The 13,515-nt window shown below is 65.3% G+C and carries 11 protein-coding genes; 4 read left to right on the top strand and 7 right to left on the bottom strand.

Features of this window, described 5'->3' with window-relative positions:
- Nucleotides 1-14: 14 nt before the first annotated feature.
- From QA639_RS40505 to QA639_RS40490, 4 genes are all read left to right on the top strand, one after another.
- Nucleotides 15-1,220: an ABC transporter substrate-binding protein gene (locus QA639_RS40505; RefSeq protein WP_028336216.1), complete on the top strand. Its 1,206-nt coding sequence runs from the start codon at nucleotides 15-17 to the stop codon at nucleotides 1,218-1,220.
- 124 nt (nucleotides 1,221-1,344) lie between these two features.
- Entirely contained in the window at nucleotides 1,345-2,139 is a 795-nt protein-coding gene (locus QA639_RS40500) for an enoyl-CoA hydratase (protein ID WP_283088834.1), read from the top strand.
- Nucleotides 2,140-2,142: 3 nt separating this feature from the next.
- Nucleotides 2,143-2,898 carry a VOC family protein gene (locus tag QA639_RS40495; RefSeq protein WP_028336218.1) on the top strand — a complete coding sequence of 252 codons (756 nt, stop codon included), beginning with the start codon at nucleotides 2,143-2,145 and terminating at the stop codon, nucleotides 2,896-2,898.
- 117 nt (nucleotides 2,899-3,015) lie between these two features.
- Entirely contained in the window at nucleotides 3,016-5,127 is a 2,112-nt protein-coding gene (locus QA639_RS40490) for an acetate--CoA ligase family protein (RefSeq protein ID WP_283088833.1), read from the top strand.
- A 148-nt stretch (nucleotides 5,128-5,275) separates the two neighbouring features.
- Here QA639_RS40490 and QA639_RS40485 read toward each other — a convergent pair whose 3' ends face one another.
- The 7 genes from QA639_RS40485 to QA639_RS40455 form a co-directional block, all read right to left on the bottom strand.
- Nucleotides 5,276-6,076 carry an enoyl-CoA hydratase/isomerase family protein gene (locus QA639_RS40485; RefSeq protein ID WP_028336220.1) on the bottom strand — a complete coding sequence of 267 codons (801 nt, stop codon included), beginning with the start codon at nucleotides 6,074-6,076 and terminating at the stop codon, nucleotides 5,276-5,278.
- A gap of 17 nt (nucleotides 6,077-6,093) precedes the next feature.
- Entirely contained in the window at nucleotides 6,094-7,254 is a 1,161-nt protein-coding gene (locus QA639_RS40480) for an acyl-CoA dehydrogenase family protein (protein ID WP_018269158.1), read from the bottom strand.
- 18 nt (nucleotides 7,255-7,272) lie between these two features.
- Nucleotides 7,273-8,340: an acyl-CoA dehydrogenase family protein gene (locus QA639_RS40475; RefSeq protein ID WP_283088832.1), complete on the bottom strand. Its 1,068-nt coding sequence runs from the start codon at nucleotides 8,338-8,340 to the stop codon at nucleotides 7,273-7,275.
- 230 nt (nucleotides 8,341-8,570) lie between these two features.
- Nucleotides 8,571-9,422 carry an IclR family transcriptional regulator gene (locus tag QA639_RS40470; RefSeq protein WP_028336222.1) on the bottom strand — a complete coding sequence of 284 codons (852 nt, stop codon included), beginning with the start codon at nucleotides 9,420-9,422 and terminating at the stop codon, nucleotides 8,571-8,573.
- A 2-nt stretch (nucleotides 9,423-9,424) separates the two neighbouring features.
- A complete protein-coding gene (locus QA639_RS40465; RefSeq protein WP_028336223.1) occupies nucleotides 9,425-10,558 on the bottom strand; it encodes an NADH:flavin oxidoreductase/NADH oxidase in 1,134 nt (377 codons plus the stop codon).
- Nucleotides 10,559-10,617: 59 nt separating this feature from the next.
- Entirely contained in the window at nucleotides 10,618-11,835 is a 1,218-nt protein-coding gene (locus QA639_RS40460) for an ABC transporter substrate-binding protein (protein ID WP_028336224.1), read from the bottom strand.
- Nucleotides 11,836-11,850: 15 nt separating this feature from the next.
- Nucleotides 11,851-13,479 (bottom strand): AMP-binding protein, encoded by a 1,629-nt coding sequence (locus QA639_RS40455; protein ID WP_283088831.1) that lies wholly within the window; start codon nucleotides 13,477-13,479, stop codon nucleotides 11,851-11,853.
- Between the last annotated feature and the right edge of the window lie 36 nt (nucleotides 13,480-13,515).

Genomic DNA, 13,515 nt, shown 5'->3' with positions numbered 1-13,515 from the left:
AAGGGAGGATTGGAATGAGACGAGTTTTGGCCGGCGTGTTGGCCTGTGCGTTTGCGATCTCGGCGAATGCGTCGCTGGCGCAGGACAAGCCTCCGCTGAAGCTCGGCGGCATCCTCGATATGTCGAGCCTCTACGCCGACATCACCGGTTCGGGCAGCGAAACCGCCGCCAAGATGGCAGTGGAGGATTTCGGCGGTGAAGTTCTCGGCCGCAAGGTCGAGATCGTGGTCGGCGACCATCTCAACAAAGCCGACCTTGCCGCCAACATCGCCCGCGACATGATCGACAACCAGGGCGTCGAGATGATCTTCGACGTCGCGGCCTCCGCGACCGCGCTCGCCGCTGGCGAGATCGCCAAGGCGCGCAACAAGATCATCATGTTCAACGGTCCAGGCTCGATCCGCCTCTCCAACGAGGCCTGCGGCCCTTATACCGTGCACTACGTGTTCGACACCTTCGCGCAGGCCAATGTGACCGGCCTCGCCGCGGTGAAATCCGGTCTCGATACCTGGTTCTTCCTGACCGCAGACTACGCGTTCGGCCAGGACCTGGAAAAGGACACCAGCAATGTCGTGGTGAAGTCGGGCGGCAAGGTGCTCGGCAGCGTGCGGCATCCGATCAACACCTCGGATTTCTCGTCCTTCTTGTTGCAGGCGCAGGCCTCGAAGGCCAAGGTGATTGGCCTTGCCAATGCCGGCGGCGACACCATCAACGCGATCAAGCAGGCGGCGGAATTCGGCCTCACCAAGAGCGGCCAGAAACTGTCGCCGCTATTGGCCTTCGTCACCGACATCGACAGCGTCGGGCTCGAGACCGCGCAGGGCCTGTTGCTGGCGGAAGCCTTCTACTGGGATCTCAACGACGACAGCCGCGCCTTTACGAAGCGCTTCATGGAACGCACCAAGCGGGTGCCGACTTCGGCACAGGCCGGCGTCTATTCCTCGGTGACGCACTATCTCAAGGCGGTGAAGGCCGCCGGCACCACCGATCCAGCCGCCGTCATGAAGGTGATGAAGGAAACACCGATCAACGACATGTTCACCAAGAACGGCAAGATCCGCGAGGACGGCCGTATGGTGCACGACATGTATTTGTTCGAGGTCAAGAAGCCGTCGGAATCGAAGGGCCGCTGGGACGACTACAAGCTGGTCGCGACCGTTCCGGGCGACCAGGCCTTCCAGCCGCTGTCGGAGTCGCGCTGCCCGCTGGTGAAGAAGTGACGCGAAGCGTCATTCCGGAGCGATGCGCAGCGTCGAATCCGGAATCTCGAGATTCCGGGTCTGGTCCTTCGGACCATCCCGGAATGACGCCGTAACAACCAACAACAACGAAAGGCAAAACGCCATGAGCGATAATCAGATGGTCCTCCAATCCCTCGACAAGGGCCTGCTCACGATCACCATGAACCGTCCCGATCGGCGCAACGCGCTCAATCCCGACATGACGCGCGGCCTCGTCGAGGCGGCGCGCCGCGCGCAGGACGATACCGAGGTGCGCGCGGTGCTGATCCGGGGCGCCGGCGGCACCTTCTGCGTCGGCGGCGACGTCAAGTCGATGGCGGAAGGCCGCGCCCCGCTGCCGTTCGAGGCCAAGATGGCCAATCTGCGCCGCGGCATGGAGGTCTCGCGCATCCTGCACCAGATGCCGAAGCCGGTGGTGGCGCAGCTCGACGGCGCCGCGGCCGGCGCCGGGCTTTCGATCGCGCTGTCCTGCGATCTCCGCGTCGCCAGCGCCTCCTGCAAGATCACCACGGCCTTCGCCAAGGTCGGCTTCTCCGGCGACTACGGCGGCACCTATTTCCTGACCAAGATGCTCGGCAGCGCCAAAGCGCGCGAGCTCTACATGATGTCGCCGGTGCTGTCGGCGCAGGAAGCCTACAACCTCGGCATGGTCTCCAAGGTGGTGCCTGATGCCGATGTCGAGGGCGAGACGCTGGAACTGGCGCGCTCGCTGGCGCAGGGCCCGTCGGTGGCGCTCGGCTACATCAAGCGCAACATCAACAATGCCGAGACCATGACGCTAGAGGCCTGCTTCGACGGCGAGGCGATCCACCACACGCGTGCCGGCGAGACCACCGACCACAAGGAAGCGGCCAAGGCCTTCGTCGAGAAGCGCAAGCCCACCTTCCAGGGGCAGTAGACCATGGCCGAGTACATGCGGCTGCGGCAGATCTGCCTGGTGGCGCCGCAGCTTGCGCCTGTGATCGCGGACATCTCCGCGATCATGGGCCTCGACGTCTGCTATCGCGACGGCAACGTCGCGAAATACGGCCTCGAGAATGCGCTGCTGCCGGTCGATACCATCCTGCTCGAAGTCGTCGCGCCGTTCCAGCCGGGGCCGGGCACGGCGGCCGGCCGCTTCATCGAGAAGACCGGCGGCCGCGGGGGCTATATGGCGATCTTCGTTTGCGAGGATCCCGACGCGCGCGGCGCCAAGGCCAACGCGATGGGCGTGCGCACCGCGAACGTGATCACGCACGCGCCGTATCACGGCGTGCAGCTGCATCCGCGCGACTGCCGCGCCGCCTTCATCGAGTTCAACCACACCGACGGCAGCGACGACGTGCTGGGGCCGTACCCGCCGGCTGGCCCCGACTGGCAGAAGTCGATCCGCAAGGACACGACTTTGGCGCTGACCGAGGTCGAGATGCAGAGCCCCGAGCCTGAGGCGTTGGCGGCGCATTGGGGCAGGATCATCGGCATTCCCGCCGATGGTACCGTGGTGAAGCTGCCGAATAGCACCTTCAGCTTCGTCAAGGGCGACAGCGAGATCATGAGCGGCTTGACGTTTGAGGTCGTCGACAAGGCGAAGGTGCTGGACGCCGCAAAAGCCAGGGGCTGTGAGGTGAAGGGCGACGGGTTCCTGCTCTGCGGCGTGACGTTCAAGCTGACGGCGTGACGTCGTAGCCCGGATGCAGCGAAGCGAAATCCGGGGCCGCGCGCTTCGCGGATAGACCGGCTCCCGGATTGCGCTCCGCTCCATCCGGGCTACAAGAAGAATAAAAAGGAACGCCCCATGCCGCATCCGCTCGATACCTTCTTCGCCCCAAAGAGCATCGCGCTGATCGGCGCCTCGCGCGATCACGAGAAGATTCCCGGGCGGCTGCTCGCGATGTTGCGCAAGAACGGCTACCCGGGCGCGCTCTATCCGATCAACCCGAATTATGACGAGATCGACGGCTTGAGGTGCTTCAAGTCGATTGCCGAGATCGGCGCGCCGGTCGATCTTGCCGTTATCGTCATTCCCGCCCGTGCGGTGCTGCCGGCGCTGGAGCAATGCGCGGCCGCGGGCGTGAAGAATGCCGTCATCATCTCGTCCGGTTTTGCCGAGGAGGGCGGCGACAGCGCTGACATGCAGGACGCGATCGTCGCGCTGGCGAAGCGGACCGGGATGCGGATCAGTGGGCCGAACGCGGAAGGGTTTTACAGCCAGGCGCAGAAGGTCGCCGCGACCTTCAGCCCGACCGTCGACGTCAAGCCGGATGCGCCCGATCTGGTCGCCAGCAAGCGGCGGATCGGCATCGTCGCGCAGAGCGGCGGGATCGGCTTTGCGATCTATCATCGCGCCAAGGCGCTCGGCGTCGCGCTCAGCTATGTCGTCAGCGCCGGCAATGAGAGCGATCTCGGCGCCGGCGAGTTCCTCGACTACATGGTGCAGGATGCCTCGACCGACGTGATCCTGCTGTTCATCGAGGGCATCAGGGACGTCGACAAGTTCTTGGCGGCGGCGAAGCGCGCGGCAGAACTCAAAAAGCCCGTGATCGTCACCAAGGTCGGGCGCTCCGGCGCCGGCGAACGTGCGGCGGCCTCGCACACCGCGAGCATGGCGGGCTGGTCGGCGGCCTATGATGCGGTGTTCGCGAAATACGGCTTCATCGTCTCCAACGACCTCGACGAGGCCGTGACCATTGCCGCGGTTCTGACCACCAATCCGCTGCCGAAGGGCGATCGCGTCGCGGTGCTGACGGTGTCCGGTGGCGCTGGCATCTGGGGCGCCGATACTGTCTCGATGCAGGGCCTGCGGGTGCCGGAGCTTTCGGCCGCGATCCAGAGCCAGATCAAGCAGTGGATGCCGTCCTACGGCGCGGCGGGCAATCCGGTCGATGTGACCGCGCAGGGCGTGTCATCCGGCGGACTGCAGAAGAGCATCGAGCTGTTCGACACGTCTGATGAAGTGGACGCAACGCTGGTCGTGCTGTCGCTGTCGAGCGAGACGCGGATGCCGTTCAAGGAAGCCGAGTTGAAGCCGGTGATCGCCGCGCAGCACAAGCCGGTGGTGTTCTATTCCTACACGCTGCCGTCGCAATTCGCGCGGCAGGAGCTGGCGAAGTCGGGCGTGGTGGTGCTCTCAGGACTGACCCATGTCGGCGTCGCAATGCGGCGGCTGGCGGACTATGCCGGCTTCAAGCCCGCGCCGGAGATCTCGGCATCAGCGTCGCCGGCGCACGATCTCTCCATGCATCTGAAGGCGAAGACGCTCTCCGAATATGACAGCAAATCGCTGCTGCGCGCGGCCGGCATTGCGCTGCCGGATGAGGTGCTGGTGACCGACCGCGACGGGCTCGATGCCGCGATCGAGCGCGCCGGATTTCCACTGGTCATGAAGATTCAGTCGCCCGCGATCGCGCACAAGAGCGAGGTCGGCGGCGTCCGCGTCAACATCGCCGCCAAGGGTGCGGCATTCACGGCCTATCGCGACATGCTGGAGACGGTGCAGAAGCAGCGGCCGGGCGCTGAAATCCAGGGCGTGCTGGTCGGGCCGATGGCCAGGAAAGGCGTCGAGATCATCGTCGGCACCATGACGGACAAGACGTTCGGGCCGATGGTGATGGTGGGGCTCGGCGGCATCACCACCGAACTGTTCAAGGACGTGGTCTATCGCCCCGCGCCGGTGAGCGTGGGTGAAGCGAGCACGATGCTGGAGACGCTGAGGGCCGCGCCGCTGCTGCACGGCTTCCGCGGCGCGCCGAAGGCCGATGTCACGGCACTGGCGCGGTTGATCTCGCAGATTTCAGTGCTGGCGGCGCAGCACCGAAGCGAGATCGCCGAGATCGAGGTTAATCCAGTGTTGGTGCACCCGGAGGGGCAGGGCGTCACGATCGTCGATGCGCTGGTGGTGCCGAAATGACTCGGTGTCGTCCCGGCGAAGGCCGGGACCCATAACCACCGAGGTGAGTTGTGAGAGAAGCCGACGGCGCTTGTGCCCCTTCCGCAGGCCGCGGCGTATGGGTCCCGGCCTTCGCCGGGACGACGCGTTGTGAGAGCGGCGCGAGGACCTACCGCCCCTTGAAGTTGGCGACGCGGCGCTCGGCGGTGGCCTTGACACCTTCTTTGAAGTCTTCGGTTGCGCGCAGCTTGGTCTGCTCGACCAGTTCATGGTTGGTCGCGGCGAGCACGCGGTCGGCGAGGTCGGCGCGCATGGTGGCGCGGGTCGAGACCAGGCCGAGCGGCGAGCATTCGGCGATCTCCTGCGCGAGCTTCATCGCCTCGGCGCGCACCTGGTCCTGCGGCACAAGCACATTGGCGAGGCCCCAGCGATAGGCTTCCTCGCCGGTGACGCGGCGGCTGGTGTAGAACATCAGCTCGGCATTGTTCTTGCCGATCAGCTCCGGCAGCGTCGCGGTCAGGCCGAAGCCCGGATGGAAGCCGAGCTTGGTGAAGTTGGCCGAGAAGCGTGCCTCGGGGCAGGCGACGCGGAAGTCGGCGGAGACGGCAAGGCCGAGGCCGCCGCCGATCGCGGCGCCATGGATCGCCGCGACGATCGGCTTCTTGTTGCGGAAGATGCGCACCGCCTGAACGTAAAGATGGTTGATCGGCAGGTTCGAGGCCGGATCGCTCTTGGCGCGCTCTTCCTGCTCCTGGCGGGCGGGATCGCCGAAATTGGCGCCGGCGCAGAACGCCTTGCCTTGCGCCGCTAGCACCGAGGCGCGGATCTCGATATTGTTGTCGAACTCCTCGAGCGCGTCGGCGATCTGGTTGATCAGCGCGACGTCGAAGAAGTTCAGCGGGGGTTTTCGGATTTCGATTAGGCCGACATGGCCGTGGGTTTCGACGCCGATATCAGTGTACTTGGTCATGATCTGTCCTCGTTGAATTAGCGCAGGCCCAAACCGCGGGCGATGATGCCGCGCAGCACTTCGGTGGTGCCGCCCTGGATCGTCAGCTTCGGCGCGGTCTTGATGGCGAAATCGAGCTGCTTTTCCAGCGTCTCGCGGTTGGTCGCGGTCTCCTCGACGAACGCGGCGAGATCGCGGACACGATGCGGCAGCTGCTGCTCCCACACCGTGCCGATGTCCTTGACGATCGACGCCTCCACCACCGGCTCCTTGCCGGCCTGCAGCATGCCCGCGACCGACACCGACATGCGGCGCATGGTGTGAACCTGCGCCACCAGGCGGCCGATGCCCTCGGCGCTGCGGGTGTCCGGATTCTTGCCGACCGCGCGCACGAGCTCGGTGAGCACGTAATAGGTCTCGAGGAAACGCTCGGGACCACTTCGCTCATAGGCGAGCTCCGACGTCGCCTGCTTCCAGGCGCCGTCGACCTCGCCCAGCACGTGATCGTCGGGCACGAAGTAGTCGGTGAACACGACCTCGTTGAACTCGAATTGCCCAGTGATCTGGCCGATCGGATTCACCTGGATGCCCGGCTGCTTCATCTTGACCAGGAACTGGGTCAGGCCGTGGCGGCGGTTTTCCTTGGTCGGCGGCGAGGTACGGAAGATTGCGATCATGTAGTCGGCGATGTGCGCCGACGAGGTCCAGATCTTGGTGCCGTTGATCAGGTAGCCGCCGTCGGTCTTGGTCGCACGGGTCTTCGCCGCGAACAAATCGGAGCCGGAGTTCGGCTCGCTCATGCCGATGGCGAAGCAGACCTCGCCGCGGCAGATGCGCGGTAGGATGTCCATCTTGATGTGCTCGGGCGCGTACTTCAGAAGCACCGGCCCGCTCTGGCGGTCGGCGACGAAGAAGCGCCGGGTCGGCGCGTTCGCCACCCGCATTTCCTCGGTCACGACGTAGCGCTCGAGGAACGAGCGCTCCTGGCCGCCGTATTTCTTCGGCCAGGTCATGCCGAGCCAGCCCTTGGCGCCGACGCGACGGGAGAATTCCGGTGCGTCATTGTCCTCGCGGTTCGGCGCGTGGGGATCGAAGGTGCCGGCGGCGATTTCCTCGGCGAGGAAGGCGCGCACCTCCTTGCGGAGCTGCTCGCATTTTTCCGGCAGGCGGATCGGATCGAAACGAAGGGCTGCAGTCATGATGTCTCTGTCCTGATCTCAGCGCGAAGCCACCAGCGGCCACAATTCATCGGCGCCACGATTCGCGACGAGCTTGCCGAGCTCGACCGCCCAGTAGCTCTCCGAGCCGAAATCGTCGCGCCAGGCCAGCGCCCGCAGCGAATAGCGGTGCAGGATGTGCTCGATGGTGAAGCCGATCGCGCCATGCACCTGATGCGCGATACCGCTGCCCTTCTCCGCCGCTTCCGAGCAGCGGACCTTGGCCGCTGCGGCTTCCAGGAACACCGCATCAGTGTCCAGCGACTTGGCGTTCACGATCGTGTCCGCCGCCGAGGTCGCGGCGGCGAGTGCCGCGGCGTTTTCGCCGGCGAGCCGGGCGAGGTTGTGCTGCACCGCCTGGAATTTCGAGATTTTCTTCTCGAAGGCGACGCGCTCGTTGGAATAGCGCACGGAGATGTCGAGCATCGCTTCCAGCGCGCCGGCGATCTGCAGGCTGCGCACCACGCCGCCCATCAGCATCAGCGTGGTTTGGTCAAAGCCCTTCGGCGCCGGCCTGGTCGTGACCGGCTGCACCTTGTCGAGCGTGACGGTGTCGTTGTGATCGCCGCCAAGCCCGATGCCGGATTCGATCCGGCACTTCGCGGCATCGACCAGCGCAATCGACACCCCGCCATTGCCATCAGCCAGCACCGCGAAATGCTTTGCGTCCTTGGCGAACGGCACGCCGCGGGCACGGCCGGAGAGGCTTCCGTCGGCGTTGAGCGTGACGCGGTCCTTCGGGCTTGCCGGAAGCACGGTCATCTCGCCTTCGGGGGAGGCGATCCTGGCCTGCGTCAGCAGCCAGCCGGCCAGCATTGTTTCGGCCAGCGGAACAGCGATCGCATGCCGCCCGGCGACGTTGAGGACGCTGAATCCTTCCGCGAGGCTGGCGCCGGAACCGCCGAGATCGTCGGGCACCCAGGACAGCGGCAGGCCGGCTTCGGTCAGCGCCTGCCACAGCGGCGCCTTCCATGCGCCCTGCTTGTCGTGATTGATGGTTTGGGCATCCGCGAGATCGGCGAAAATCTTTTCCGCGGTCTCGGCGACGATGTTTTCACTCTCCGCCACAGCGTTCCTCGTGTTGATTGGCTCGGGCTGGCCGTTCGGCCATGCCCTGCTTGCGATGTTGTCTTGCGCTCAATGATGGGGAAAAGCCATAGCCGTGACAAGCGCTGCCCGCAGGGCCACTTGCGCGGATGGCATGAAGCCGGACGCGGCGCATGAATTCCGCATAGTGAACTTTCGATTGTCCCTGTTTGTATGCCACGCACTCGCGCAAATTGGCCGGCGGCATCGGTTCAGTCCGCCAGATGAAACTCGATCGCCTTCCGCATCAGGTCGGCGAACTCGGTCTCCTGGGTGACCAGCGCGTCGTTCAATCCGGCCACGCACAGCACCAGCGGCTCGTTCGATTCCGCTGATGGAGGCAGGTTCATGGCAACGGCGCCGGCGCCCGGCGTGACCAGGCCGAGCGAGAACGCGTGCCCCTTGGCACGCACCTTCTTCAGTTCCAGCAGCAGCGCCTTGATATCGACCTGCCGATCGGGTCGGGTCTCGTTGGCGTTGATCAGGCGCACCAGGCGGCGCACCTCCTTGTCCGGATAGGCCGACAGCAGCGCATACCCCGATGCGGATCGCGCCAGCGGCCGCAGCGTTCCGGCCTTGACATACAGCCGCATCGGCAGCTTGGCCTGAATGATATGGACATACTGCGCGCTGAGCCCGTTGCGCACCGCGAGCATGATGGTCTCTCCGGTCCGCGCGGAGAGCTCTTCCATCAAATTGACCAGACGTCCCTTCGTGAACAACGCCGGGCTCAGCCAGTGCCCCAGCATCGAGATTCGCGGCGTCGGGATGTAGGTGCGGCGGCTGGTGTCATAGTGGAGATAGCCGAACGCCGTCATCGTCCGCATCAACGCCGAGGTGCTGGATTGCGGGAACTTGAGCGCGGCCGCGACCTCGATGGCGGACGCGGCCCGCTGGTGCTCCTCGAAGAATTCGAGCACATCGAACACGCGCCGCGCCGACTTGACCGCATTGTCCATTTTCGGCAGGTCGCGCGAGGTATCGCCGGGGAAATCGGGGCCGTCGAAAGACCGCGCGCCGGCAGCCGCGCCGGCTTTCGCCAAATCTTTCTTCGCCACCGGCATCGCTATCGCCCCTGCTGCGCCACCCGCCGCTTCAGCCACCAGCCATATTGCTCGGGCCAACTCGTCCACTCCGGATCGCATCCGAGCGCAAGTGCCGTCTGCGCGGGCCAGTTCGGATTCCACAGCAGTTCGCGGCCGAGCGCAATAAGCGTCGCCTTGCCATCCCGCAAAATGGCTTCGGCGTAGTCCGGTTCGCGGATCAGCCCGACCGCCACCGTCGGCATGCCGGCTTCCTTCTGGATGCGCTCGGCGAACGGCACCTGGAAGCCCGGGGTGCGCGATACCAGCGAATTGCCGCGCGGCAGCTTCATGCCGCCCGACGAGCAGTCCACCATGTCGATCCCGATCGCCTTCAGCTCGGCCGCAAACGCGATCGAGTCCTCGATCGACCAGCCGATGTCGATGCCGTCGACCGACGAGATGCGGACGAAGGCCGGCAGATGGCTGGGCCATTCCTCGCGCATGATCGCCGCGATCCGCAGCGGCAGGCGCATGCGGTTCTCGCGCGACCCGCCATATTCATCGTTGCGGTTGTTCGCCAGCGGCGACAGGAACGAGTGCATCAGATAGCCGTGCGCGCAGTGCAGCTCGATGACGTCGTAGCCGGCCGCCCTGGCACGGCGAAACGCCTGGCGATAGTCGTCCACCAGGGCATCGATCTGCTCTGAGGTCAGCATCTGCGGCGCCGGCCAGCCGTCGTCGAAGGGAATGCCGCTCGAGGCCGCGATCTGCCACGGGCCTTCGCCGCGCGCCTTGATGTCGGATTCGCTGAGCGGGTTGCCGCCTTCCCACGGCCGCTGCGACGAGCCCTTGCGGCCGCCATGGGCGATCTGGATCGCGGCCTTGGCGTTGAAGCTGTGGATCAGCGCGGCGAGGGCGGCGTGGTCCGCGATGTGCGCATCGTCCCAGATGCCGAGGCAGCCATGGGTGATGCGTCCCTGGGTGTTCACCGAGCTCTGCTCGACGAACACGAGGCCGGCGCCGCCGGCGGCGAGCTTGCCGATATGCGCGGTGTGCCAATCGGTGGCGCGCCCCTCCTGCGCCGAATAGGTCGCCATCGGCGAGACCATGATCCGGTTCTTCAGTTCGAGATCGCGCAATTGCAGCGGGGTAAACAGCAGCGGCAGCTCAGTCATGGGATGTCCAGCCTTGCCTGTGGTTTCTTGCCTGTGGCTTGCGAGTTTCATCGGAGCGATCATTTCTTCAGCAGCGGGCAGGCGCTCTCCTCGGGCGTCGCGAACGCCTCCTTGCCCGGAATCACCTGAACCAGCTTCTCGTAGTCCCAGGCGCCCTTCGATTCGGCCGGCGACTTCACCTGCACGAGATACATGTCGTGGATCAGCTGGCCGTCCTCGCGCAGGAATGCGTTGCGGGCGAAGAAGTCGTCGATCGGCATGTCCTTCATCTGCGCGATCACCTTGGGGCCGTCGTCGGTGCCGGATTTCTCCACCGCCTTGAGATAGTTCATCACCGAGGAATAGAGACCGGCCTGCACCATGGTCGGCCGTTTCTTGGTCCTGGCCATGAAGCGCGCGGCAAAGTCGCGGGTCTTGTCGTCGAGATCCCAATAGAAGGCGGTCGCGAGCTGCAGCCCCTGCGCTGCCTGCAAGCCGATCGCGTGGATGTCGCTGGTCTGCATCAGGAAGGCCGCGAGCTTCTGCTGCTGCGCCATCCCGAATTCCTGCGCCTGCCGGATCGAGTTGGCGAGGTCGCCGCCAGTGTTGGCAAAGGCGATCACGTCAGCCTTCGAGCTCTGGGCCTGCAGCAGATAGGACGAGAAATCCATGCTGTTGAGCGGATGCCGCACTTCGCCGGCGATGCTGCCGCCGACCTTCTCCACGGTCCTGGCCGCGTCGTTGCGTAGCGCGTGGCCGAAAGCGTAGTCGACCGTGACGAAGTACCAGCTCTTCGCGCCCGATTTGGCCAGCGCCCGCACCGTGCTGTTGGCGAGCGCATAGGTATTGTAGGTCCACTGCACCGAATTCGCCGAGCAGCCCTTTCCGGTCAGGTCGGACGAGCCGGCCGACGACACCAGCATCGCCTTGTTCTTCTGCTTGGTGAGCTCGAGCACGGCGAACGCGACAGCGGAATTGGCGAAATCCACGATGACATCGACATTCTCCTGCTCATACCAGCGCCGCGCGATGCCGGCGCCGATGTCCGCCTTGTTCTGATGGTCGGCATCGACCATCGCGATCGGCTTGCCCAGGACCTTGCCACCGAAATCCGCGATCGCCATCCGGACCGCTTCGACCGCTCCGGGGCCGGCGGCGTCGGCGTAGAGCCCGGCCTGATCGGTCAGCACGCCGATCTTCACCGTATCGTCGGAAATCTGCGCGTGAGATGGCGCGGCGGCGAAGGCGACTGAGAGGATTGCAGCGCTCGCGGCGATCCATCCGTATCTCGATGTCATTGTCCCTGGTTTCCTCTAGTTCGATTGCCTTATGGCGTTGGTCTTGTCTTGCCGCAGGTCGATCATGCCCGGATGCGACTGCGGATCCCTGTCCGCGCCGAGCAGCACGTGTTTCTGGATCTTGTTGGTCGAGGTCAGCGGCAGCTCGGCCACGAAGGCGAACCACGCCGGCAGCTTGAACGCCGCCAGGCGCTCGCGGCAGAAGTGGAAGATGTCCTGTGCGAGCTCGCGTGAAGCATCGGTGCCGTCGTTGCTCACGATGAAGGCCGCAACTTCCTCGTCGCGGATCGGATCGCGCGCAGCGACGACTGCCGCCTGCTTGACCAGAGGCGACGTCGTCAGCACGGCCTCGACCTCCGCCGCCGAGATGTTCTCGCCGGCGCGCCGGACCAGGTGCTTCAGCCGGTCGATGAACACGAAGGCGCCGTCCTCGTGCTGCCAGACGCTGTCGCCGGTGTGAAACCAGCCGCCGCGCCAGGCCTGCTCGGTGGCCTCGGGGTCCTTCAGATAGCCGGAGAAGAAGCCGCGCCGCGGCGTTGCTTGCGAATGGCGCACGCAGAGTTCACCGACTGCGCCTGCCGGCAGCGCATTGCCGTCGGCATCAAGGATCGTCATTTCGAGCCCCGGTACGCTGCGGCCGATGGTGTTGGTCTCCAGATGCCGCGGCTCGACGGTGTTGAACGGACTGCGTCCGGTCTCCGTCATGCCCCAGCCTTCGACGAAGGGGATGCCGAAGCGCTCGCGGGCGCGCGCGCGCTGCTCGGGATTGGCGCCGACCCCCATCGAGAAGCGCAGCGCATGGGCTTTTTCGTCCGGCGTCTCCGGCTGCGCCAGCAGGGCCGCGACGATCACGCCGAGATAATGCAGCACGCTCGCCCGGCACGCGACGATGTCGCGCCAGGCAAACTTCGCGTTGAAGCGTTCCGGCAGGATCAGGCAGCCGCCGGTCAGCATCATCGCGATCGGGGTCAGCGTCAGGCCGGCCATGTGAAACAGCGGCAGCGGGCTGTACAGGCGCTCCGTTCCGGCGTGATACGTCGCCTCGCCGCCGTGGCTGACGTACCAGCGGCCGGTCGAGACCACATATTCATTGGTCAGGATGCATCCCTTCGGACGCGCCGTCGTGCCTGACGTGTACAGCAGCGCGGCCTCGGTCTCGCTTCCGGGGTCGCCGGCGCGTGGTGGCGGCCGCCTGGCCTGCGGCACTTTCTCGACGCCGGCGCCGAGATCGTCACCGGAGACGGTGAGCAGCGGAACGTCGCCGGTCAGCGCCTTCTGCAATTCCTTCTGGTCAGCCAGCGTGACGATCAGGTCGGGTTCGGCATGCGCGATCAGGTATTCGATTTCCGCCGCGCGATAGGCCGGGTTGATCGGAACGATCGAGACGCCGAGGCCGTTGAGCGCCAGCCAATGCACGATGAAGTCGGGCCGGTTCTCCAGCAGCAGACAGGCGCGGTGTCCATGGCCGAAACCGGACGCGCGGTACAGATCGCGCAACGCGCAGACCTGCTGCGCAATGTCGCCATAGGACAGTTCGACGCCGTCGGGAAAGTATGCGCGGTCGGGACGCGCGGGAATGCAGAGGAAAGGTTTGAACGCTGCTGCATCTGATGTCGCAGCGAACGTGCTGAACACGGTGTACATCGTGGCAAAACTTCCCTCTGACGGCCGCTGATCGAT

Source organism: Bradyrhizobium pachyrhizi, from assembly GCF_029714545.1.
GTDB classification, from domain to species: Bacteria; Pseudomonadota; Alphaproteobacteria; order Rhizobiales; family Xanthobacteraceae; genus Bradyrhizobium; species Bradyrhizobium pachyrhizi.
Note: the sequence above shows the minus strand (reverse complement) of the source record. Positions and strands in the feature narration are given on the sequence as shown.

Excerpts from the sequence above, each read along its gene's own strand:
- QA639_RS40505 (WP_028336216.1), top strand. The coding sequence starts at position 15 with ATGAGACGAGTTTTGGCCGGCGTGTTGGCCTGTGCGTTTGCGATCTCG.
- QA639_RS40500 (WP_283088834.1), top strand. The coding sequence starts at position 1,345 with ATGAGCGATAATCAGATGGTCCTCCAATCCCTCGACAAGGGCCTGCTC.
- QA639_RS40495 (WP_028336218.1), top strand. The coding sequence starts at position 2,143 with ATGGCCGAGTACATGCGGCTGCGGCAGATCTGCCTGGTGGCGCCGCAG.
- QA639_RS40490 (WP_283088833.1), top strand. The coding sequence starts at position 3,016 with ATGCCGCATCCGCTCGATACCTTCTTCGCCCCAAAGAGCATCGCGCTG.
- QA639_RS40485 (WP_028336220.1), bottom strand. The coding sequence starts at position 6,076 with ATGACCAAGTACACTGATATCGGCGTCGAAACCCACGGCCATGTCGGC.
- QA639_RS40480 (WP_018269158.1), bottom strand. The coding sequence starts at position 7,254 with ATGACTGCAGCCCTTCGTTTCGATCCGATCCGCCTGCCGGAAAAATGC.
- QA639_RS40470 (WP_028336222.1), bottom strand. The coding sequence starts at position 9,422 with ATGCCGGTGGCGAAGAAAGATTTGGCGAAAGCCGGCGCGGCTGCCGGC.
- QA639_RS40465 (WP_028336223.1), bottom strand. The coding sequence starts at position 10,558 with ATGACTGAGCTGCCGCTGCTGTTTACCCCGCTGCAATTGCGCGATCTC.
- QA639_RS40460 (WP_028336224.1), bottom strand. The coding sequence starts at position 11,835 with ATGACATCGAGATACGGATGGATCGCCGCGAGCGCTGCAATCCTCTCA.
- QA639_RS40455 (WP_283088831.1), bottom strand. The coding sequence starts at position 13,479 with ATGTACACCGTGTTCAGCACGTTCGCTGCGACATCAGATGCAGCAGCG.